Origin of the sequence: Rhodococcus sp. MTM3W5.2 (assembly GCF_001984015.1) — a bacterium.
GTDB classification, from domain to species: domain Bacteria; phylum Actinomycetota; class Actinomycetes; order Mycobacteriales; family Mycobacteriaceae; genus Rhodococcus_G; species Rhodococcus_G oryzae.
In genome coordinates this window covers 1206299-1227059 of record NZ_CP019572.1, presented here as the reverse complement: position 1 = coordinate 1227059, position 20761 = coordinate 1206299, and the positions used below count along the sequence as shown (strand labels likewise).

21 protein-coding genes and 4 pseudogenes are annotated in these 20761 nt (G+C 69.6%); 15 read left to right on the top strand and 10 right to left on the bottom strand.

Going from position 1 to position 20761, the window contains the following annotated elements; translation table 11 throughout:
• Positions 1-36: 36 nt before the first annotated feature.
• Positions 37-867 carry a siderophore-interacting protein gene (locus BTZ20_RS05810; protein WP_077040722.1) on the top strand — a complete coding sequence of 277 codons (831 nt, stop codon included), beginning with the start codon at positions 37-39 and terminating at the stop codon, positions 865-867.
• A gap of 68 nt (positions 868-935) precedes the next feature.
• Here BTZ20_RS05810 and BTZ20_RS05805 read toward each other — a convergent pair whose 3' ends face one another.
• The 4 genes from BTZ20_RS05805 to BTZ20_RS05790 form a co-directional block, all read right to left on the bottom strand.
• On the bottom strand, positions 936-2117 hold the full coding sequence (locus tag BTZ20_RS05805) for a GDSL-type esterase/lipase family protein (protein WP_223263650.1): 1182 nt from the start codon (positions 2115-2117) through the stop codon (positions 936-938).
• Between the two features lie 236 nt (positions 2118-2353).
• Positions 2354-2800: a DUF6918 family protein gene (locus tag BTZ20_RS05800; RefSeq protein WP_077040721.1), complete on the bottom strand. Its 447-nt coding sequence runs from the start codon at positions 2798-2800 to the stop codon at positions 2354-2356.
• Positions 2801-2866: 66 nt separating this feature from the next.
• Entirely contained in the window at positions 2867-3895 is a 1029-nt protein-coding gene (locus BTZ20_RS05795) for an o-succinylbenzoate synthase (protein ID WP_077040720.1), read from the bottom strand.
• Positions 3892-4680, bottom strand: a complete 789-nt coding sequence (locus BTZ20_RS05790) for a 2-phosphosulfolactate phosphatase (RefSeq protein ID WP_077040719.1) — start codon at positions 4678-4680, stop codon at positions 3892-3894. The genes BTZ20_RS05795 and BTZ20_RS05790 overlap by 4 nt, the downstream gene beginning before the upstream one ends.
• Before the next feature lie 92 nt (positions 4681-4772).
• Between BTZ20_RS05790 and BTZ20_RS05785 the strand changes: the two genes are divergently transcribed.
• Complete coding sequence (locus BTZ20_RS05785; protein ID WP_077043511.1) at positions 4773-5666, top strand: 1,4-dihydroxy-2-naphthoyl-CoA synthase; 894 nt, start codon at positions 4773-4775, stop codon at positions 5664-5666.
• 2 nt (positions 5667-5668) lie between these two features.
• Here the strand turns inward: BTZ20_RS05785 and BTZ20_RS05780 are convergent.
• Positions 5669-6807, bottom strand: a pseudogene (locus BTZ20_RS05780) (alpha/beta hydrolase).
• Positions 6808-6994: 187 nt separating this feature from the next.
• Here BTZ20_RS05780 and BTZ20_RS05775 point away from each other — a divergent pair.
• The 7 genes and pseudogenes from BTZ20_RS05775 to BTZ20_RS26620 all read left to right on the top strand — a co-directional run.
• Complete coding sequence (locus tag BTZ20_RS05775; protein WP_077040718.1) at positions 6995-7444, top strand: hypothetical protein; 450 nt, start codon at positions 6995-6997, stop codon at positions 7442-7444.
• Positions 7445-7446: 2 nt separating this feature from the next.
• Positions 7447-7836, top strand: a complete 390-nt coding sequence (locus BTZ20_RS05770; RefSeq protein WP_077040717.1) for a VOC family protein — start codon at positions 7447-7449, stop codon at positions 7834-7836.
• 101 nt (positions 7837-7937) lie between these two features.
• Positions 7938-9523, top strand: a pseudogene (locus BTZ20_RS05765) (MFS transporter); the annotation flags it as partial.
• A gap of 284 nt (positions 9524-9807) precedes the next feature.
• A complete protein-coding gene (locus BTZ20_RS05760; protein ID WP_083742536.1) occupies positions 9808-11028 on the top strand; it encodes an inorganic phosphate transporter in 1221 nt (406 codons plus the stop codon).
• A gap of 21 nt (positions 11029-11049) precedes the next feature.
• Positions 11050-11325, top strand: a complete 276-nt coding sequence (locus BTZ20_RS05755) for a hypothetical protein (protein WP_077040716.1) — start codon at positions 11050-11052, stop codon at positions 11323-11325.
• A gap of 31 nt (positions 11326-11356) precedes the next feature.
• Positions 11357-11671: a DUF3349 domain-containing protein gene (locus BTZ20_RS26625; protein ID WP_077040715.1), complete on the top strand. Its 315-nt coding sequence runs from the start codon at positions 11357-11359 to the stop codon at positions 11669-11671.
• Between the two features lie 12 nt (positions 11672-11683).
• Positions 11684-11983, top strand: a pseudogene (locus BTZ20_RS26620) (DUF3349 domain-containing protein); the annotation flags it as partial.
• A gap of 101 nt (positions 11984-12084) precedes the next feature.
• Here the strand turns inward: BTZ20_RS26620 and BTZ20_RS05740 are convergent.
• Positions 12085-12690 carry a TetR/AcrR family transcriptional regulator gene (locus tag BTZ20_RS05740; RefSeq protein WP_077043510.1) on the bottom strand — a complete coding sequence of 202 codons (606 nt, stop codon included), beginning with the start codon at positions 12688-12690 and terminating at the stop codon, positions 12085-12087.
• Positions 12691-12817: 127 nt separating this feature from the next.
• Here BTZ20_RS05740 and BTZ20_RS05735 point away from each other — a divergent pair, with 127 nt between their 5' ends.
• Both BTZ20_RS05735 and BTZ20_RS05730 read left to right on the top strand, forming a co-directional pair.
• The gene (locus BTZ20_RS05735; RefSeq protein WP_077040714.1) at positions 12818-14266 is read left to right on the top strand and encodes an MFS transporter; all 1449 of its coding nucleotides are present in this window, start codon (positions 12818-12820) and stop codon (positions 14264-14266) included.
• Between the two features lie 5 nt (positions 14267-14271).
• Positions 14272-14955 (top strand): SGNH/GDSL hydrolase family protein, encoded by a 684-nt coding sequence (locus BTZ20_RS05730; protein WP_077043509.1) that lies wholly within the window; start codon positions 14272-14274, stop codon positions 14953-14955.
• Positions 14956-14994: 39 nt separating this feature from the next.
• On the opposite strand, the gene BTZ20_RS27755 is transcribed toward BTZ20_RS05730, so the two are convergent.
• The 4 genes and pseudogenes from BTZ20_RS27755 to BTZ20_RS05720 all read right to left on the bottom strand — a co-directional run bounded on the left by BTZ20_RS27755 (position 14995) and on the right by BTZ20_RS05720 (position 16982).
• Complete coding sequence (locus tag BTZ20_RS27755) at positions 14995-15414, bottom strand: HNH endonuclease signature motif containing protein (protein ID WP_223263649.1); 420 nt, start codon at positions 15412-15414, stop codon at positions 14995-14997.
• Complete coding sequence (locus BTZ20_RS28920; protein WP_262982585.1) at positions 15348-15833, bottom strand: 13E12 repeat family protein; 486 nt, start codon at positions 15831-15833, stop codon at positions 15348-15350. The genes BTZ20_RS27755 and BTZ20_RS28920 overlap by 67 nt, the downstream gene beginning before the upstream one ends.
• 67 nt (positions 15834-15900) lie before the next feature.
• Positions 15901-16452: pseudogene (locus tag BTZ20_RS28915) on the bottom strand (DUF222 domain-containing protein); the annotation flags it as partial.
• 182 nt (positions 16453-16634) lie between these two features.
• Positions 16635-16982 carry a DoxX family protein gene (locus tag BTZ20_RS05720; RefSeq protein ID WP_077040713.1) on the bottom strand — a complete coding sequence of 116 codons (348 nt, stop codon included), beginning with the start codon at positions 16980-16982 and terminating at the stop codon, positions 16635-16637.
• A 90-nt stretch (positions 16983-17072) separates the two neighbouring features.
• Between BTZ20_RS05720 and BTZ20_RS05715 the strand changes: the two genes are divergently transcribed.
• The 4 genes from BTZ20_RS05715 (at position 17073) to BTZ20_RS05700 (ending at position 20718) form a co-directional block, all read left to right on the top strand.
• Complete coding sequence (locus BTZ20_RS05715) at positions 17073-17531, top strand: MarR family winged helix-turn-helix transcriptional regulator (protein WP_077040712.1); 459 nt, start codon at positions 17073-17075, stop codon at positions 17529-17531.
• A 4-nt stretch (positions 17532-17535) separates the two neighbouring features.
• Positions 17536-18696, top strand: coding sequence for an o-succinylbenzoate--CoA ligase (gene menE, locus BTZ20_RS05710; protein ID WP_411269106.1), 1161 nt, complete (start codon positions 17536-17538; stop codon positions 18694-18696).
• Positions 18697-18889: 193 nt separating this feature from the next.
• Positions 18890-19888 (top strand): ATP-binding cassette domain-containing protein, encoded by a 999-nt coding sequence (locus tag BTZ20_RS05705; protein ID WP_077040710.1) that lies wholly within the window; start codon positions 18890-18892, stop codon positions 19886-19888.
• Positions 19885-20718 carry an ABC transporter permease gene (locus tag BTZ20_RS05700; protein ID WP_077040709.1) on the top strand — a complete coding sequence of 278 codons (834 nt, stop codon included), beginning with the start codon at positions 19885-19887 and terminating at the stop codon, positions 20716-20718. Before BTZ20_RS05705 ends, BTZ20_RS05700 begins: the two co-directional genes overlap by 4 nt.
• Positions 20719-20761 lie beyond the last annotated feature (43 nt).

Genomic DNA, 20761 nt, shown 5'->3' with positions numbered 1-20761 from the left:
ATTGCCTGAGCTAACCACCCCGCGAGGAACGAGACCATGGCCAAGCGCAGCAAGTTCGTCAAACCCGAGGACCGGCACATCACCAGGGCCCGGGTGCTCGGCAGCAAACAGGTGAGCCCCAACTTCATCCGCGTCACCATCGGCGGCGAGGAGCTGCGCAGCTTCACCCCCATGGGGTTCGATCAGTGGTTCCGCATGTTCATCCCGCAGCAGGGCCAGACCACGCTGCGGGTGCCGAGCGCGACCAGCAACCTGTGGTACGCCCAGTACCTGGCGATGTCCAAGAGCACCCGTCCGGTGGTCCGGAACTACACGGTCCGCGGATTCCGCGGCGCGGACGAGGCGGTGTTCGGTGAGAACATCCCCGAGCTGGACATCGATTTCGTCTCGCACGGCGACACCGGGCCGGCGTCGGCGTGGGCCGGGTCGGCGACCCCAGGGGACGAGGTCGCGCTGCTCGACGAGGGCCTGATCTACAACCCGACCCCGGAAGCGCAGTGGCAGCTGCTGGTCGGCGACGAGAGCGCGCTGCCCGCCATCATGGGCATCCTCGGCTCCGCGCCTGCCGATCTGCGCGCCGAGGTCTTCGTGGAGATCCCGCACGCCGAGGACGCCCAGCAGGTGGCGACGCCCGAGGGCGTGAACCTGCACTGGCTGGTCCGCTCCGACCCGCACGATCGGCCAGGGGTCCTCGCCCTGGAGACGGTGCGGCAGGCGGAGCTGCCCACGGGGCCGTCGTACACGTTCGTCGCGGGCGAGAGCGATCTGTCGACGGGCCTGCGACGGCATCTGGTCAACGACCGCAAGGTGCCCAAGTCCGATATCGCCTTCACCGGCTACTGGCGCCACGGGAAGTCCGCACCCTAGGCGGCTGCGCCGCCTGTGAGTCTTTCTGGCCCCGTGAAGGGCCAGAAAGACTCACAGGCGCGAAGTGCCTATGGACGCCCGGTCAGGAACATCCCGTTGTGGTCCTGCCCAGCCGTGTTGCGGCAGGTGAAGTTGCCACTCGGCTTGGCGTACAGCAGGTCGATGCAGCGTCCGAGCGCGAGCTGGCCGAAGTAGTTCGGGTGCATCGACTCCTGACGGTTGCCCTGGGTGGTCCACCCCATGTCCAGCCAGCGCATCCACTCGCTGGTCGCCCCTGACGGCGGCGCCGAGGCGCTCACCTGCTTGGCTGCCTTGGCGCAGACCTCATGCCCGTCGAAGGCATCGCCGAGGTCGAGGAACTGCACACCCTTCGCAGCAGCGACACCGGCGAGGCGGTTGGAAATCTGCGGCACCAAGGAATCTCGGGCCCAGTTGGCGTCGCCGTCCCAGAGCGGGCAGCCGCCGGTGTTCGCGCGCGCCCAGCCGCTTTCCGAGTACCGGTTATCTGCCGCGCGAGGGGTCGGCGAGGGCGCGGATTGCAGCACCACGCGATAGTCGGCGGCCGCGTAGCCGGCGCCGGACATCACGGCCCGGATCTCGTCGATGGACTTGGCGACGCCGTCCATCGCGGCATTCATCTTGCCGTCCACCGCCGCCTGCTGGTCGTCGTTGCAATAGGAGTACCAGACCAGGTAGTCCTGAACACAGGTCGAGATGACGTCGGCGAATCCGAGGTCGTTCCCGCCGATCGAGAGGGTGATCAGCTTGACCTTGTTGGCCGCGGCGACCGCGGCCAGCTGATCGGCCTGCGGGGCCTCACCCTTGAAGGCCTGGCCGCCGTTGGAGGCGCGGAAGACGTTGGCGGTGACGGCGCCGGAGCAGGCCAGGTTGATCCTGGTCTGCGCGACGGACGTGGCGCTGTTCACCTCGGCCGAATCGGAGCGGTCGCAGCCGCTGGCATAGGTGCTGCCGTACACGCGGGTGGGGTCGTAACCGCTGCCCGTCCAGGCCCGATCGGTGCCGTCGCGGCTACCGGAGGTGGTGAGGCTGTTGCCCTTCCACCGGCCCGCCTCCCCCGACATGTAGCTGTCACCCATCGACACGCTCGCCGTCGGCCCGGCGGGCGCAGCCGCGGCGGGCGCAGCGAACACCGACAGGCCGGCGGCGGCCAGGGGTACCGCCAGCAGGGCGGCGAGCAGACTCCTGGCGCTGCGGCCGGCGGCAGATTTGTGGCATGTTTCGACCAACACGGGCTCCTGGGGATGGGCACACCTGTCCTTACGGGGACAGGCACGCATTCGTACATGGGTTGGTCGCCGGCCGGTGACGCGAGGGAGTCTGGCACGGGCCCGCTTGCTACCGCCGGGTAATCGCAATTTTTGCGTTAAACACTTCGGCGACGACTCGACGGCACCGAGCCCACATACGACAGGTGGGCCGGATCCCCCAGGGATCCGGCCCACCGACTACCACTGTGGCGTGGTGACTAGCTTGCGTGCTTCTCCACGAGCGCACCGAGACGCGGCAGCGCCTCGATGACGTTCTTCTTCGCCGACGGGCGCATGGTCGAGTAGACCTTCTTGATGGCGGACTTGCTGGTGCCCTCGATCTTCTCGTCGGTCACGCCGAGCAGCGCGTCCGCGACCTGCTCGCTGCGCGCGCTGAGGAAGTCACCGAAACCGGCGCCACCGGCCGCGCCGAAGTCCTGCCAGAACGGCTCGAGGCGGGAGATGAATCCCGGCAGCAGTCCCTCGACGGCCTCCGGCACGATCGACGGTCCGACCTTCTTCACGGCTCCGTAACCGCCCTTGACCGCGAGGCCCGAGGCGCCCGTCTTCTCCGAAACCTCGGCGTCGATCAGCTCCTGCACGTCCGCGACCACGGCGGGCAGCCGGGACGGGTCGAGAAGGGTGTCATTCAGTGCTGCAACCACTTTCAATGCCTCCGATGTTGACTTGGGTGTCGCGCCAGACCTTATACGACGCGGAGCCCAACCGGCTTACTCAGCGTCCGCCGAGAGCAGCCCGTGACACCGCTCGAGCCTCGCGAGCCACCACCGTGTGCGCTCCGGCGAGGCCAGCAGCCCGGCCACCCGCTCCGGGTCCGGTACGACCGCCGAGGCAGGCAGCGCCCCGTCCACCATCGCGCGTGGTGCCGCGACATCGGCCTCGAACAGTCCGCCGGTGCCGAGCCCGCAGGCGTACTCCAACTCGGGCAGCGCGGCGGCCGCCGCCAGCCCCGCACCCATCCCCACCGCGGAGTCCAGCGCGCTCGAGACCACTACCGGCACACCGTGCCCCGCCAACTCAGCAGCGAGACGCAGCAGTGCCCGCATGCCGCCGAGAGGCGCAACCTTGACCACCGCCACGTCAGCACCACCCGCGCGTACGACCCTCATCGGATCCTCCGCCCGGCGGATGCTCTCGTCCGCGGCGATCCGCACCCGTGCGCGACCAGAGGCCGCCGCGTGATCGGCCAGGCGCCTACGCAATTCGACCAATTCGGGGACGGAGGCGCACGGCTGCTCCGCGTACTGGAGCGGTCCGTCCGAGGACAGCGCCTGCAACGCCTCCTCGGCCTCGTCGAGACTCCACCCGCCGTTCGCGTCGACCCGCACGTGCTCGATGTGCGCACGGACCGCCTCGACCCGCGCCAGGTCCTCGGCGAGCGACTGCCCTCGCTCGGCGACCTTCACCTTCGCCGTGCCCGCGCCGGGGAACCGGGACAGGATCTCGGGCACCCGCGCCGCCTCCACGGCGGGCACGGTCGCGTTGACGGGCACCATCGCGCGCAACGGCGCGGGCGGGCCCAGCCAGGCGGCCTCGATCGCCGAGCGCAGCCAGGAGGCGGCCTCGGCGTCGGCGTACTCGGGGAAGGGGGCGAACTCGCCGAAGCCTGCGGGCCCGCGCAACAGCAGCACCTCGCGAGTGGTGATGCCGCGGAAGCGGACTCGCATCGGAAGGCTCACCACGACGGCGCCCTCGCGAAGCTCGGAGAGTGGCGGCAGCGGTACCGGTTCGCCGCTCATGACGCGGCGTCCACGAACGCCTCGCCCCGCAGCAGCGGGACCACGGCGCTGGTGTCGAGCTCGGCGGCGATGTCGACATCGTCACCGAATCCCTTGTCGACGAGCTCTCGGCCGCTCGCGCAGTCACGCAGCCTGTCCCACAGGTCACCCTCGGCCGCGGCGAAGGCCTCGGCGGCCGCGCGGGCCTCGGGAGACGCCGCCTCCTCGCCGAGCGCCCCGAGCGCACGGAGCACCGCGCCCGCACCCCAGAGATCCTCCAGGCCAGGGCGGATGTCCCCATCCGGCCAGCGCTCCCCCGCCGCGATCACGGCCACCCGGGGCGGCCACGCCGCGCCGCCCCGAGCCGACAGCCAGCGCGCCACGGCAGTGGCGTTGCGCAGCGAGGCCCCCACCACCTCGACCCCGGCCTCGGCCAGCCCGAAGGACAGCGCGGATCCGTTCGGGGACGGCAGCACCAGCCTGTTCCCGCGCGTATCCGCGAGCCGGCCTGGGCCGAAGGCTGCCCGGACCGACCCGGGCGAGAGGCTCACGTCACCGGGCACCGCGCGCGATCGGCCGACCGCAACGGTCGCCCCGCGTTCGGCGGCGTAGCCGGCGGCGGACGCGGGGTCCCATCGATAGGGGTAGACGCTCACGCCGCCGTCCAGCGCGACGGTCAGCGTCGTGGTGAACGACAGCACGTCGACGACGACTGCGACGTCGCAGTCCTCGATCAGCGCAGCGGCGCCCGCGGGCCCCCAGTCGAACCGGAGTCGGTACGCACCCTGACGGTGAGCGGGAAGCATGCCGTCATCCTCGCACCTGACCTCAGGGGCGGCCCGGCAGCAACACCACCATCAGCGCCTCGCGGTCGGGCGGGGGCCTATCCTTGGCGATCGTGACCTTCAATCCGCAGCTGTGGCGTCCGGTTCCCGGGTTCGAGAACCTCACCGATATCACCTATCACCGGCACATCACGCAGGGCACCGTCCGCGTCGCCTTCAACCGTCCGGAGGTGCGCAATGCGTTCCGGCCGCACACGGTCGACGAGCTGTACGCCGCCCTCGACCATGCCCGGATGACCTCCGATGTGGGCGCGGTGCTGCTGACCGGCAACGGTCCAAGCCCCAAGGACGGCGGCTGGGCGTTCTGCTCGGGAGGCGACCAGCGCATCCGCGGACGCAGCGGCTACCAGTACGCCGCGGGTGAGACCGCCGACACCGTGGACAAGGCGCGCGCGGGTCGGCTGCACATCCTGGAGGTGCAGCGCCTGATCCGTTTCATGCCGAAGGTGGTGATCTGCCTCGTCAACGGCTGGGCCGCAGGCGGCGGGCACTCGCTGCACGTGGTCTGCGACCTGACCCTGGCCAGCCGCGAACACGCCCGGTTCAAGCAGACCGATGCGGACGTCGGCAGCTTCGACGGCGGATACGGCAGCGCCTATCTCGCGAAGATGGTGGGGCAGAAGTTCGCCCGCGAGATCTTCTTCCTCGGTGAGGCGTACACCGCCGAGCAGATGCATCAGATGGGCGCGGTCAACAAGGTCGTCGACCACGCCGAGCTCGAGGACGTCGCGCTGGAGTGGGCCGAGAAGATCAACGGCAAGTCCCCACAGGCGCAGCGGATGCTCAAGTACGCGTTCAACCTGGCCGACGACGGCCTGGTCGGCCAGCAGCTGTTCGCCGGTGAGGCCACCCGGATGGCCTACATGACCGACGAGGCCGTCGAGGGCCGGGATGCGTTCCTGGAGAAGCGCGATCCCGACTGGTCCCCGTACCCCTGGTACTTCTAGGCCTAGAGCCCGAGCGCCTGCCGCAACGTGGGCCACGCCTTGGGCAGCCGGTCCTTCCAGTAGGCCCAGGCGTGGACACCGGTGGCCTCGTAGTCGACAGTGGCCGGGATGCCCAGCTCCTGCAGCTTTCGGTCGAGCCGCTTCGTGCACTGGTTCGCCGCGGCCTCGATGGCCCGCCGACCACGAACCGCTCGGCGTCGGTGCCGGGCCCCTCGTGCTTGCCTGGGATTCCCGTGCCGACCGACATGTAGATGGGCTTGCCGCGCAACGCCTCCGCGTTACGCACCGTGTCGTGCGCTGCCCACTCGGGACCACCGGGCACGCCCCACAGGTTGGCCGGGTCGCCGCCGCGTGAGGAGACCGTGACCTGCGTGCTCAGCCGGCCGACGTCATCGGTGGTCGAGTAGCACCCGCTGAAGACCGCGATGCCGCGGTACAGGTCGGGGTGCCGGTGCGCGAGCATCATCGCGCCCTGCGCGCCCATCGAGGTGCCCGCGATCGCGTTGACGCCGTTGGTCTTCAGCCGGGCGTTGATCAGTGGCGGCAGCTCCTCGGCGATGAAGGTCTCCCACTTGTGCAGCCCGATCTTCGGATCGCGCTTGTCCCAGTCGGTGTAGAGGCTGGCGACGCCGCCGTTGGTCAGGACCACGTTGGTGTTCTTGTCGGCGAAGAACTTCGAGGCATCGGTCATGAACATCCACGCGCTCTGGCTCTCGCCGGCATCGACGCCCTCGAGCATGTACAGCGTGGGCCGCGGGACGCTGCCGTCCGCGGGCAGCAGCACGTCAACGCCGACCTCACGGTGCAGCGCGGGCGAGGCGATGACGAACCGCGCGACCCGCTCCGAGGTGAACTTCTCCGAGACGATCGCGGGGGTGACGATGTCGTCGCGCAGCGGGGGCAACGGCCCCGGATCGTCGCGCCCCCACTCGGGCATGGTCGATCCGGAGGTGACGCTGCCCGAGTCCGAGCTGCCGCCCGCGCTGCCCGAGTCCGAGCTGCCCGAACTGCCCGCGCTGCCCGAGTCGCTGCCCGTGCCCGGCGCCGCGACGGCCTCGCCCGCCCCGGCCATCACCGCTACCGCGACCAGGGCCGCACCCATTGCCCGGCCCCACACAGGACGACGACACGCGAAATTCATGGACTCCCCCAGCCTCGATGGTGTCGATCGGATACGGGCACCAGACGGCCCGGACCGCCGGCCTCCTGGGCGACGGCACCGATCGCCGAGACGGTACCGCGTTCGGGTGGGCCGCGCAGGGGAATTCGTTCGCCTCTGTCACGAATCTCGCGCCCGCGATCGACGCCGGATCGGGCACACTGAACGCATGGGCGTCGACCGCGAAGAGCCTGCACCCGAACACCGTCGGCCCGACGGTGTCACTGACGCCGAGATCGCCGCCGCCGGGCGGGTCTCCGAGGCCCTCGAGACGGTCGAGCGGGCCCGCGGGCACCTGTACGGGTTTCACCAACTCATCGGGCACGCGCACCTGCAGCTCGCCGAGGCGGTCGATATGCTGCGCGCGGCCGGCCACGGGGAGCGGGCCGACAAGCTCCTGGAGGAGCTGGTCGGCCGCAACGTGCTGGCGGGCCGCTGGACATTTCAGGTGGTGGAGGAGTTCGACGACGACTACTGGTCGGAATTCCGCGACCACGAGCGGGCGGTGCGCGAGGAACTGCTCGGCGGGCGCAGGCACCTGTACGAGGCGGAGATGAAACAGCGCAGACGGACACCGGGCAGGCCAGGCCACGAGGCCCGCCCCGCGGAGCAGGAGTGAGCATGGAGATTCTGAGCAGCCGGACGATCCTGCGGCCGGCCGACTATCCGACCACGCTGGCGTTCTACGCGCAGACCCTTGAGCTTGCGGTCGCGCGCGAGTATCCGGGCGGCACCGTGTTCTTCGCCGGGCAGGGATTGATCGAGGTCGCCGCCCACGGTGCATCCGGGGTGAGCACCCGATTCGACGGCGCCCTCTGGTTTCAGGTTCGCGACCTCACTGCCACGCAGACGGAACTGGTGCTCAAGGGCGTACAGATCGTCCGGGAGGCGCGGCAGGAACCGTGGGGCCTGCACGAGTTGTGGATCGCCGACCCCGACGGCGTCCCGATCGTGTTGGTGCAGATCCCGGCGGACCATCCGATCCGGAGGGACGGCCGCCCGGCCCCGTAGCTCGGTTGTGTGACCGGATCTCTCGGCGCGGCGCCGTTGACGACCGGCGCCGCGCAGCGGACGATTCGTGGACGCGGAACCCGTCGACCCCGAGGTCACCGATGAGCACAGCTGCTCGGCGCACGTCCTCCACCCGAACTGGCAGCGGCCTTGTGCTCGCTGTGCTGGCCTCCGGCCAGTTCCTGATGACGCTGGACAGCTCCGTCATGAACGTCTCGATGGCCACCGTGGCCGCCGATCTGAACACCACGATCACCGGGATCCAGACGGCCATCACGCTCTACACCCTCGTCATGGCCACGCTGATGATCACGGGTGGCAAGGTGGGCAGCATCCTGGGCCGTCGCCGTGCATTCGGCATCGGGCTGGTCATCTACGCAGCGGGGTCCTTCACCACAGCCGTGGCACCGAACCTGGGCGTGCTGCTGATCGGCTGGTCCCTCCTGGAGGGCGTCGGCGCAGCGCTGATCATGCCCGCGATCGTCGCCCTGGTGGCGAGCAATTTCCCGGCGGAACGTCGCCCCGCGGCCTACGGCCTGGTCGCCGCGGCCGGGGCGATGGCCGTCGCCGCGGGCCCCCTCATCGGCGGCGCGGTCACCACGTACGCGTCCTGGCGCTACGTCTTCCTCGGCGAGGTCGTCATCGTCGTGTTGATCCTGTTGGTGCTCAGGAGGATCGAGGACACCCCGCCGACGAAGGTGCACCTCGACCTGGCGGGATCGGCCCTGTCGGTGCTGGGGTTGGGCATGCTGGTGTTCGGTGTGCTCCGCTCGAGCGAATGGGGCTGGATCCGGCCAACGCCCGACGGCGTCCAGTTGATGGGGGTGTCCGCGACCCTGTGGCTGATCCTCGCCGGACTACTGGTCGTCTATGTGTTCCTGCTCTGGGAAACCCGCCTGTCCAAGGCGGGCGCCGAGCCACTGCTCGATCCACGGCTCCTGCAGAACCGTCAGCTCAGCGGCGGCCTGACGATGTTCTTCGCGCAGTTCATGGTGCAGGCCGGGATCTTCTTCGCGGTCCCGCTGTTCCTCTCGGTGGTCCTCGAACTCGACTCACTGCAGACCGGTCTGCGTCTGCTCCCGCTCTCGGTGGCGCTCCTGCTCGCCGCGGCGGGCATACCCAAGCTCTGGCCCGCGCCGCACCCCGCCGGGTGGTGCGGTGCGGTCTCGGTTCGATGATCGTCGGGATCCTGGTCCTCGTCGCCGGGTTGGACCCCGGCGCGAACGCCGCGATCGTCTCCGTCCCGATGCTCCTGATGGGACTCGGGCTTGGCGCGCTGGCGTCCCAGCTCGGCGCGGTCACCGTGTCCGCGGTGCCGGACTCGCAGAGCGCCGAGGTCGGCGGGCTGCAGAACACGGCGACCAACCTCGGCGCGTCGCTGGGGACCGCTCTGATCGGCGCCGTGCTCATCACGACGTTGAGCGCCGCGACCGTCGACGGAATCCAGGACAACCCCGACGTGCCCGTCGCGGTGCAGCAGCAGGCCACCACCGAGCTGGCCGCCGGAGTCCCGTTCCTGTCCGACACCCAGCTGACCGCGGCGATGGACGAGGCCGGGGTGAGCGGCCCGACCGCCGACGCCGTTCTCGCGGTCAACGCGGACGCACGACTGGAGGCGCTGCGGGTGGCATGCGGCCTCGCCGCGCTCCTGGCCGTCCTCGCGCTGTTCTTCACCGCGAACATCCCCGTGAACCGGTCGGGTCGGACGGCCCACCGCGGCACGAGGACTGATGGGTCCTGGCCCGGTGCATGCGCCTCGGCGATCCGATCGGTCCGACCCGGTGAGCTTCGACACATTTCGTTCCCGACTCTGACGGTTCGCGTGCCGACAGAGCGGTGCGCGCGCCGTTCGAGGCCCGCCCGAACCGCCAGGACCTGGCCCGACGGGCGGCGGCGCTGCGCGCTCGAAAGCACGCGCGAACAGCGGGTACAGACTCGACTTTTACGCGTTCGTAACGGAGGATCGAGGCCGTGAACGCGGAACTCATCGTTCTTCTTGTCGTAGTTGTCACAGCCCTCGGGTTCGACTTCACCAACGGCTTCCATGACACCGGCAACGCGATGGCGACGTCGATTGCGACCGGGGCACTCAAACCCAAAGTCGCGGTTGCGCTTTCCGCAATCCTCAATCTGGTGGGCGCGTTCCTCTCGGTGGAGGTCGCGGCCACCGTCGCGAAGGGCGTGGTCAACCTCAACTCCGTCGGCGGCGAGGATCTGCTGTTCATCGTCTTCGCCGGACTTGTCGGCGGAATCATCTGGAACCTGGCCACCTGGCTGTTCGGCATCCCCTCGAGTTCCTCGCACGCACTGTTCGGCGGCCTGATCGGCGCGGCCCTCGCCTCCCTCGGGATGAACGGCGTGGAGTGGGGCGGCGTGCTGAGCAAGGTGGTGATCCCGGCACTGCTGGCGCCGGTCGTCGCCGGCCTCGTCGCCACAGCAGGAACCTGGCTGATCTACCGGATCACCCGCGGCGTCAGCGACGAGACCAAGGATTCCGGGTTCCGGCTCGGCCAGGTCGGCTCCGCATCGCTGGTGTCCCTCGCACACGGCACCAACGACGCGCAGAAGACGATGGGCGTGATCTTCCTGGCGCTGGTCGCCCACGGCACCCTCAACGCCGACTCCGACATGCCGTTCTGGGTGAAGCTGAGCTGCGCGGTCGCGATCGCCCTCGGCACCTACCTCGGCGGCTGGCGCGTGATCCGCACCCTCGGCAAGGGCCTGGTGGAGATCGCGGCGCCGCAGGGCATGGCCGCGGAGGCGTCATCGGCCGCCATCATCCTGACCTCCAGCCACCTGGGTCTGCCGCTGTCCACGACGCACGTCGCCACCGGCTCGATCATGGGTACCGGCGTCGGTCGCCGCGGCGCCGAGGTGCGCTGGGGTGTCGCGGGCCGAATGGCGGTCGCCTGGCTGATCACCCTGCCGTCGGCCGCGCTTGTCGGCGCCGTGTGCTGGGGCATCGCGCAGCTGATCGGCGGCCTGCCCGGTGTGCTGGCGGTCTTCGCGATCCTGCTGCTGCTGGCGGGCTGGATGTATGCGCGTTCGCGCAGGCAGCCGATCGACTCGAGCAACGTCAACGCGGAATGGGACGGCGGCCTGATCCCCGCCGAGGACATCCCGGGCCGCCGACGGCGAACCCCACCCCCGCGCCCGCACCGGCTGCGGAGCCTGCCCCGCGCGACAACGTGACAGCCTGAGGAAAACAGCAACATGGATCTTCTCTCGAAAACCGTCGATTCGCTGTGGCAGGTCGTCGCGGTGGGGCTACTGCTCGGCGCAGGCCTGCCCGCGATCTTCGCGCTCGGCCTGCGGGCACTGGACTCCGGTTCCACCACCGATCCCGCCACGGCGACAACCACCCGCAAGCCGGCTGCCGTCATCGCAGCCGGTGCATGCTTCGCCGTGGTGGTCGTGGCGATCATCACCGGAATCCTGTTCGTCATGCAGGGCTTCCTCAGCCACACGTTCGGCATCGAGATCTTCTAGCGTCGGCCCACGAGTCGAGAGGCAACATTTCGTGACCTCAGCAAAACCAGCGTTCCCACTGTCCGTACTGACCTGGCTGCAGGCCGGGTACCCGCAGGGTGTCCCGCCGAAGGACCGCATCCCATTGGTGGCCCTACTGCACCACGAGCTGACCGCCGAGCAGATCAAGGATGTGGCCGTCGCGCTCGCCGAATCGCGGGGCGAAGGCGAGGACCCGACCGTCACCCGCGCCGAGATCGGCGAACTGATCGAACAGATCACCCACGAGGCCCCGTCGGATCACGACATCGCCCGGGTCCGGTCCGTGCTCGCCGCGGCCGGGTGGCAGCTCGGCGACGAGCCGTAGGGACACACCGCCGTGGCCCTTCCACCGTTCCTCACCTCGATACTCGGGTGGCTGCGTGCCGGGTATCCCAACGGTGTGCCCGAACAGGACTACATCCCGTTGATCGCCCTGCTCCGCAGGCGTCTGTCCGACGAAGAGGTCCATGCGGTCACCGACGCACTGGTCGAGCAGTTCCCGCCGCCGATCGACAAGATCGACATCCAGGTGCTCATCACCAAGGTCACGGACGAGATGCCCATCGAATCCGATGTGGAGCGCGTGCGCGCACACCTCGCGGCCGGCGGCTGGCCGCTCGCCGACGGACCCGGTGACGGGGCGAACGGGGCAGCGACCCTGCGCGCGCTCGACCGTGACGCCGAGTCGGCCACCGGCGACGGGGCGTCGGCGGACGGGGACACTCCCCCGGAGTCCGGCTAAGCGATCAGCCCGTCGATGATCCCGCGGGCGATCGGCGCCGCCTCCGATTCCCCCATCCGTAGCGCGGTGTTGACCGCGCTCAGCAGCGCTTCGATCTCGAAGGCCAGCGCCGCGGCGTCCTTCCCCTGCGCCGCACCCTGGTCCTGGGCCCGCCTGATCTCGCGGGTGAGCAGCTCGCGCCAGTCCCGCTGATCGGCCGCGATCGCGTCACGCACTGGCCCAGGCCTGCTGTCGAACTCGGAGACGGTCGCGACCCGGAAGCAGCCGCCGGGGAACACCGGCGCCGACACGAAGTCGAACCAACGGTCGATCAGAGCCCGTAGCCGAGGCATGCCGCGGGGCTCCTTCAGGCTCGGCCGGACGACGTGCTCGATGAACACCTCCCTGGCCGACTGCACCGCGGCGACCTGAAGGTTCTCCTTGCTGCCGAAGAGAGTCGCGACGCCACTCTTGCTCAGCCCGAGATCGGTGGCGAGCCTGCCGATGCTCAGACCCGTCAACCCCTCGACCGAGGCGACATCCGCCGCGTGCCGGGCGATCGATGCGCGGGCCAGCGCCCCTTTGATCAACCGCTGGTCGGAAGTCTGAGCCGTATCCACCATCGCTCCATTCTCCACGAGTTCTTGCCAAATTGCACGAACGGTCGTACGTTCAATATCTACACGAACGATCGTGCGTTTTCTTTCCCCGGTCACCCCCTCGTCGGACCACCTCCGAAAGGAACCCACCATGACCGAAGTGTCCGAGCAGGCACCCTCTCCGGCGCGGGCGTCCTCCCGCATCGCTCTCCTGATCGCCTGCAGCGCAACCTTCGTTGCCTTCCTCGACCTCTCCGTCGTCAACATCGCGTTCCCGGCGATCGCCAGGGACTTCACCACCGCCGCCCCGACCACGCTCACCTGGGTGGTGAGCGGCTACGCGGTGGCATTCGCGGCACTCCTGACGCCCGCAGGCCGACTCGCCGACAGCCTGGGCCGTCGGCGGATCTTCCTCGTCGCCCTGGTCGGGTTCGCCGTCACCTCGCTGCTGTGCGCGGTCGCACCGAGCGCGCCGTGGCTGATCGGCAGCCGAGTCCTGCAGGGCGCGACCGCCGCGCTGATGATCCCGGCCGCACTCGCACTGGTGCTGGCCATCACCGCCCCCGACCGGATCACCGCCGCGATCGGCGCCTGGTCCGCCGCAGGCGGATTGGCGGCGGTGGTCGGCCCCGCGATCGGCGGCACTCTCGTCGAGTCCTTCGGCTGGCGCGCCGTGTTCGTCATCAACATTCCGATCGCGGCGGCCCTGGTGGCGCTCGCCGCGGGCCTCCGAACCCGCGAGCCCGCGCACCAGGGAGTCGGAGCACCGGCCGTCCCCGACATCGTGGGGACCCTCGCCGCGGCGCTCGGCATCGGCGCGGTGGTGGCGGGCGTGACCGAGGGGCAGAGCTGGGGTACGACATCGCCTGCGACGCTCCTCACCGTCGGCACCGGGCTGGTCCTCGTGGTCGTCGCCCTCGTCCGGTCCAGGCGGCATCCGAGTCCGGCGATCGCGGTCGACCTGTGGCGCAATCGGCGATACGCCCTCACCAACGCCACCTCGTTCGTGTTCGGTGCGGCGATGTTCGCCTGGCTGCTGGCCGGCCCCCTGTTCCTCGACGCGATCTGGGGGTACACCGTCCTGCAGTCCGCCGCGGCGCTCAGCGTCGGCGCGGTGGCCGCCATGGTGACGGCGACGGTGGCCGGCCGGATCGGCTCTGCCAACGCACTACGCCTGGTGGGGGTGCTGGGCGCACTGATGTTCGCGGGCTCGGCATTCTGGGCGAGCACCGATGCGTTCGGCGCAACGCCGCACCTGTGGTCCGTCTGGGCTCCCGCCTCCCTCCTCGGTGGCGGCGGCATCGGTTTCCTCGTCACGGTCCTCGGCACCGTCGCGGCGAGTTCCCTTCCGCCTCAGCAGTTCGCGTCGGGGGTCGGGATGAACCTGATGTCCCGCCAGGTCGGCGGCGCGCTTGGCGTTGGCGTGCTCGCCTCGGTCCTCGCCGCCCATCCGGGCGAGGCGCTGGCCGGTTTCCACCTCCTCTTTCTCGCCTGCGCGATCACTGCGGTGGCCGCCGGAATCCTCGCCGCCGGCCTGACCGAGAAGCGGGCGGTCCGCACCGACACCGGCACCACGATTCTCGCCGAGAGCAAGGAGTGACAGCGATGAGCCACAACATCATCCGAACCGAGGCGACTGATCCGACGTGCCTCGACGCCGGCGAGATCCGCGCCCTGCTGACCGATGCTCCCTGGTCGCGGTTCGCGGTCATGGGCGACTCGATAGCGAAGGGCATCGGCGATCCCAGCCCCGGCTACGAGACCGCCGCCTGGGCGGACCGCGTCGCGGCGGGACTGCGGTCGGCGCGACCGGACGTGTCCTACCTCAACACCGGGCGAATGGGCGCGACCAGCGCGCAGGTCCTCGACGAGCAACTGCAGACGGTGCTCGACTTCGACCCAGACCTGGTGCACATCACCTTCGGCGGCAACGACCTGTGGCTGCCGGACGCCGACCTCGACGCGATGGCCCGCAACCTCGAGACCGCGTTCGCGGCGATACACCGGTCCGGCGCACAGATTTCCACGCTCGCGCTGGCCGACGTCTTCCTCGACAAGCGGCTTCGGCCCATGCGCGATCGCATCGCCCATCTCAACGACGTCACCCGCGCCCTGGCCGCTCGCTATGACGCGGTCCTCATCGACCTGTGGGAGCACCCGCTCCGCCTGCGGCCGGATCTGATGAGCGCGGATCAGATCCATTTCACGATGAGTGGGTACGCCGTGGTGGCGTCGGAAATGGTGCGGGCGCTTCACGACCGCCTCGCACGAACTCCGCTCTCGGCGTGACGACCTGAGAGGCCCGCTCGGTTTGGTCGCGGCCGGCCGCTACGGGAAACCGTCTGCGGCCGGCCCTTCGCCGCTGGCATCTCTCCGCGGCCATGACTCATTCCGCCTGCGCATGCCGGTCCCCCTGCGGGCGTTGGCTTTTCGTAGGGCTCGGTCGAGGAGTTCTTTCGGGTGGTGGCGGTGGTTGATGCGGGGTTTCTGCTCGGGGTCGATGTGCGGTGGTGGGATCCATTGGGTTCGTCCGGGGTTTTCGGCGCCCTTGGGTGCGGTGGTGGTTTGCCAGCCGCCGGGTCCGTCGTGGATGAGGGCGTGGCAGCCGTCGCATCCGAGGGTGAGGACGCCAATGTCGGTGGTGCCGCTCTTGGACCAGTCGTGGATGTGGTGGACGGCGGTCATCGTGGCGGGGGCGTCGCAGCCGGGCCGGGTGCAGCCGCCGTCGGCGGCAATTCCCCCAAGCACTTCGTGCAGGGAGGTGCCCCCATCGCGAGACGTTGGTCGGCGGTGGCGAGGCGTTTCGAGCGTCCGAGGTGTAGTGGTCGGCCGTTGCGGTCGAAGAGCACGAGTACCGGATGTGACCGTTCGGCGAGCCTGAGGGCGTCCTTGATCGGGACGATCCCCCCGGACGCGGTGGTGACCACACCCGTCCCTTGTTCGAGTTGATCGATTGTCATCGTCAGGATCGTCGTCACCGGAAGGCCGCGGTGCGACCCGAGGATGCCGGAACCGAGGAGGGCGCGTAGTGCTTCCTTGACTGCGTCGTGGTTGCGTTGTGCGGCGGTGCGGGTGTCGCGGCCCGCGGCCGCGGCGAGTGCGTCGTGGTCGAGGTTTGGGTGTTCGGCGGCGCCGGTGGGCGATTCGGGGTCGTCGGGGTTGTTCACGCCCGGTCGCGCCCACTTGGCGAGGGGCACCTCCCTGCACGAAGTGCTTGGGGGCGATCGGGTCGAGCAATGCGCGGGTTTCGGGGTCGAGGTGTCCGGAGATCGGGGTCATCAAGTTCTGGTCCTGGCGACCCAACCGGATCCCCCGCAGACGCTTGCGATCCTTCTCGTCTGTGAGGTCGCCGTCGGGGTTCAGGTGCGCGAGCAGGTTGTGTCCGGCCTTCTCGACGTCCTCTGGTGTTGCCGAGCGCGCCAGTTCCGCGAGGATCTCCTCCGCGGCGGTGACGTCGGAGCTGCTGACGGCGTGCGGGATCTTGCGGATGACCTCGCGTATCGCGCGGGCGTGGTCGGCGCCGATGTCGCCGTCGCGTTGCGCGGCAGCGGTTTCGGGCAGGTCCGCGGGCAATTGCTCGCCGGAGAGCGCATGCCAGGTGCCCAGCGATTTTGCTGCGGTGACCCGCGCGGAGGCGTCGGCGGCCGAGATTCGCAGCACGGCGATGAGCAGCTTGTTGACGGACTTGTGGCCGAGCGTGCCGGGTAGGGAACGTTCGACGGTTTCGACGATCAGGTTGTGGCCGATCGCCGAGGCCCGGCGCAGCGTTTTCTCCAGCCGGCGCATGGTGTCGGTCAGCTCGGCGTCGGAGAGCCCGGTCAGATCGCTGTCGCACAGTCCCTCGACGGCGTCGGCGATCGTGGACAGGTGTTCCTGCACCTGCCCCGCAGCCCCGACCCCATCGATCGAACTCATGTTCGAATTCTACCGCCGGGGTCCGACACACTCGCTCGACCGAGGATCGCGCCTCACGCAGAGGCGATCCGGAGCGCCACCGCGGCGACTGCCGCCAGCCCCAGCACGACCGCGGGCGCGACCGCATAGTCGTGGGCGCGCACGTGCGCGACGACGGCGCCGAGGAAGTACAGGGCGACCCCGATCGCCGCCGCCACGCCGATCACCGGCACCACGAGCCCGATCAACAACCCGGCGGCGCCCGCGGCCTTGGCGAGGGCGAGACGCGGCAACCAGGCATCGGGGACGCCGAGTTCCGCGAAGCCCCCGACCAGCTTCTCGTTGCGGGTGAAGGTGAGAAACGCCGAGGTACTGAGGGCCAGGGCAAGGACCACAGCGATGACGGCATAGGCGATGAACATGAGAACCTCCAATGATCAACGTGCAAAGATCGTTGAAGAGTAACAATGATTGATGACTCTCCAAAATGGAGGTGCTGATACGGTGACTGAATGGCTGCAGAACGGGTCGACGGCACCCCCACCGACCGCCTCGGGTTCCTCCTCGCCTGGCGCGGCGAGGCCACCAGCGCCCGGATTCGCGGCGCCCTCGGGGTAACCGGACTGCACCCGCGCCACGCGATGACCCTGATGCACCTCGGCACCGGCCCGGTGAGCCAGCGAGCGCTCGCCGACATGCTCGAGGTCGACCCCAGCCAACTCGTCGCGATCCTCAACGAACTGGAGAGCGATGGCCTGGCCGAGCGCCGCCGCGATCCCGCCGACCGGCGGCGACACATCGTGGAGATCACCGAGGCGGGCACGGCGGCGCTCCTGAAGGTCGACTCCGCGCTGAACGAGGCCGAACGCGAACTGTTTGCCGCCTTCTCCGAGCGCGAGCTCGCGTCGCTGCGGACCATGCTCGACCGGGTCGACGTGGCGTCCGTGCAGCATGAGTGCTCCGAGGACTGAGTCGGTGACCGGCACGCTCGAGGTCCTACCCATCCGATCCGGCCCGGCCACCCGCGAGGCACTCCCCCGGCTCGAACGCGCGCTCGGGGGCGACGGCCCGGCGCTGCTCCCCGTGCCCGCAGGCGACGACCGCGAGATCCGGCGCCTGACCGATGCCCTGCGCCCGGGTGAGCCGATCGACGGATCAACCGCTCTGGTCGTCGCGACTTCGGGGACCACCGGGACCCCTAAGGGGGCCCTGCTCACCGCCGCTGCGCTCCGCGCCAGCGGCGAAGCCACCCATGCCCGCCTCGGCGGTCCTGGGTCGTGGCTGCTGGCACTTCCCGCACACCACATCGCGGGGATCCAGGTGCTGTTGCGCGGCCTGCTCGCCGGCACCGAGCCCGTGATAGTCGACGTCGCAACGGGTTTCGAGCCCGCCATGCTGCCGGGCGCGATCGCGGCTATGACCGGGCCGCGCCGCTACACCTCGCTGGTGCCGACCCAGTTGATCAAGGCGCTCGAGCATCAGGCGGCCACTGCCGCGCTGGCCGAACTCGACGCGGTGCTGCTCGGTGGTGCCGCGACCCCGGCGCCGGTGCTCGAACGGGCACGCACCGCGGGCATCACGGTTGTTCGTACCTACGGGATGAGCGAGACCTGCGGTGGCTGCGTGTACGACGGGGTACCGCTCGACGGGGTACGGGTGCGAATCGAGGACTCCCGCGTGCTGTTGGGCGGACCGGTGTTGGCCTCGGGGTATCGCGGGCTGCCCGACCATCCGGCGTTCGCGGAACCGGGCTGGTTCCGCACCGACGATGCGGGCCTGCTGTCGGACGGCGTGCTGTCGATCACGGGCCGACTGGACGAGGCGATCTCCACGGGCGGGCTGACGGTCGTCCCGCAGGTGGTGGAGGCGGCCCTGTCCACCCATCGCGCGGTGGCCGAATGCGCGGTGTTCGGGGTACCCGACGCGCGGCTCGGCCAGCGCGTGGTGGCGGCGGTCGTGCCTGTCGCGGGCACCGCACCCACTCTCGAGGATCTGCGCGCCCACGTCGAGCGGACAGTGGACCCGACCGCGGCGCCCCGCGAATTGCACCTGATGCCTGCGCTGCCGCTGCGCGGACCCGGCAAGGTGGACCGTCGGGCACTGGCCGAGCGGTTCACCGGCCGCGCGACGGGATAGCGCTCCCGTTCGGCGTGATGCGATCCCGATGAGGACCGTGCACACCAGGTCGTGACCAGGGTTGAGTCACCGGCCTCACACCGCGACAGCCTCCATTGGTCGCGCCGCGACAGTCCCCGCATGCGTGACGCAAGACCCGTGCAAGGGCGGCCCCGCACTGTTGTGTCATTCGAATTCCACGAAAGGACACCGCATGAACCTCTCGGTTCCCCCCGCCATCGAAGCGGTTGGGTTGGTCAAGCGATTCGGCGACGCCACGGCCGTCGACGGCGTCAGCCTCACCGTCCCGACCGGTTCCGTCTACGGCGTGCTCGGCCCCAACGGCGCGGGCAAGACCACCACCGTCCGGATGCTCGCCACCCTGCTCCGACCCGACGGTGGGGAGGCCCGGATCTTCGGCCACGATGTGGTGCGCGAACCCACCGCCGTCCGCTCCCTGGTCGGGGTCACCGGCCAGTACGCGTCCGTCGACGAGGACCTCACCGCCACCGAGAACCTGATGATCTTCTCCAGGCTGCTCGGCCTGTCCCGATCGGACGCCCGCCGCAAGTCCGCCGAACTGCTGGAGGAGTTCGACCTCGTCGAGGCCGCAACCAAGCCACTGAAGAACTTCTCCGGCGGCATGCGCAGGCGCCTCGACCTGGCCGCCAGCCTGATCGCGCACCCACCGCTGCTGTTCCTCGACGAGCCCACCACCGGCCTCGACCCGCGCACCCGCGCCCAGATGTGGGAGACCATCCGCCAGCTCGTCGCGGAGGGCTCCACCGTCCTGCTCACCACCCAGTACCTCGATGAGGCCGACCAACTGGCCGACCGGATCGCGGTCATCGACCGCGGCAAGGTCATCGCCGACGGCACCGCCGACGAACTCAAGGCCTCGGTCGGAATGTCCGCGCTGCAGCTCAAGCTCGTCGACAAGACGCGCGTCGAGCAGACCCGATCGCTGCTCGCCGAGTCGCTCGGCGTCGAGGTCGCGATCACCCCGGAGGCGGGCAGGCTCACCGCCCCGCTGACCGATCCGTCGGTCACCCCCGAACTGTTGATCCGGCTGCGCGAGCACGGGATCGCGGTCGACGAGATCACGGTCAGCAAGCCCAGCCTCGACGAGGTCTTCCTCACCATCACCGGCCACGGAACCGACGAATCCGATTCCGCCGCAGCCGAGTCCGACACCGAACGGAGCGTCGCATGACCACCGCCACCCTCGCGCCCGACACCAGGAGCACCCATCCCGGGCCTCCGCCCGCGGCTCGGTCGATCAGCCTGAGCGAGACCGTCGCACAGTCGATCACCATGGCCCACCGCGGCCTGATCAAGCTCAAGCACAATCCCGAGCAGCTGTTCGACGTGGTCATCCAGCCGCTGATCTTCACGGTGATGTTCACCTACATCTTCGGCGGCGCCATCTCCGGCGACGTCAAGTCCTACCTGCCGATCATCATTCCCGGCATCCTCGTGCAGACCGTCATCACGGCCTCGATCGTGACCGGCACCCAGCTGCGCGAGGACATGGACAAGGGCGTGTTCGACAGATTCAAATCCCTTCCCATCGCCCGCATCTCGCCGCTCGCGGGCGCGCTGCTCTCGGACATGGTCCGCTACTTCATCGCCACCACCATCACCTTCGCCATGGGCCTGGCGATGGGCTACCGACCGGGCGGCGGCGTGATCGGCGTCGTCACGGCCGGACTGCTGGTGATGGTGTGCGCGTTCGCCATCAGCTGGATCTTCGCGCTGATGGGCGTGCTGATGAACAAGGCCTCGTCGGTCCAGGGCATCTCGATGCTCATCCTGTTCCCGCTGACCTTCATGTCCAACGCGTTCGTGCCCTCCCACACCATGCCCGGCTGGATGCAGGCCTTCGTGAACGTGAACCCGGTCTCGCACCTGGTGACCGCGGTGCGCGATCTGGCCAATGACGGCCACTTCGGCATCCAGGTCGTGTGGGCACTGCTCGGTGCCGCGATCATCGTCGCGGTGATGGCGCCGCTGACCGTCCGAACCTACATGCGCAAGACCTAGCCACGGCGTTTCCACCCGAGAGATCCGTATCCCGTTCGGGGTA

Bases quoted from the DNA above. Each gene is read 5' to 3' on its own strand.
- BTZ20_RS05810 (WP_077040722.1), top strand. From the start codon at position 37: ATGGCCAAGCGCAGCAAGTTCGTCAAACCCGAGGACCGGCACATCACC.
- BTZ20_RS05795 (WP_077040720.1), bottom strand. From the start codon at position 3,895: ATGAGCGGCGAACCGGTACCGCTGCCGCCACTCTCCGAGCTTCGCGAG.
- BTZ20_RS05790 (WP_077040719.1), bottom strand. From the start codon at position 4,680: ATGCTTCCCGCTCACCGTCAGGGTGCGTACCGACTCCGGTTCGACTGG.
- BTZ20_RS05775 (WP_077040718.1), top strand. From the start codon at position 6,995: ATGGGCGTCGACCGCGAAGAGCCTGCACCCGAACACCGTCGGCCCGAC.
- BTZ20_RS05770 (WP_077040717.1), top strand. From the start codon at position 7,447: ATGGAGATTCTGAGCAGCCGGACGATCCTGCGGCCGGCCGACTATCCG.
- BTZ20_RS05755 (WP_077040716.1), top strand. From the start codon at position 11,050: ATGGATCTTCTCTCGAAAACCGTCGATTCGCTGTGGCAGGTCGTCGCG.
- BTZ20_RS05740 (WP_077043510.1), bottom strand. From the start codon at position 12,690: ATGGTGGATACGGCTCAGACTTCCGACCAGCGGTTGATCAAAGGGGCG.
- BTZ20_RS05735 (WP_077040714.1), top strand. From the start codon at position 12,818: ATGACCGAAGTGTCCGAGCAGGCACCCTCTCCGGCGCGGGCGTCCTCC.
- BTZ20_RS05730 (WP_077043509.1), top strand. From the start codon at position 14,272: ATGAGCCACAACATCATCCGAACCGAGGCGACTGATCCGACGTGCCTC.
- BTZ20_RS05720 (WP_077040713.1), bottom strand. From the start codon at position 16,982: ATGTTCATCGCCTATGCCGTCATCGCTGTGGTCCTTGCCCTGGCCCTC.
- BTZ20_RS05715 (WP_077040712.1), top strand. From the start codon at position 17,073: ATGGCTGCAGAACGGGTCGACGGCACCCCCACCGACCGCCTCGGGTTC.
- BTZ20_RS05705 (WP_077040710.1), top strand. From the start codon at position 18,890: ATGAACCTCTCGGTTCCCCCCGCCATCGAAGCGGTTGGGTTGGTCAAG.
- BTZ20_RS05700 (WP_077040709.1), top strand. From the start codon at position 19,885: ATGACCACCGCCACCCTCGCGCCCGACACCAGGAGCACCCATCCCGGG.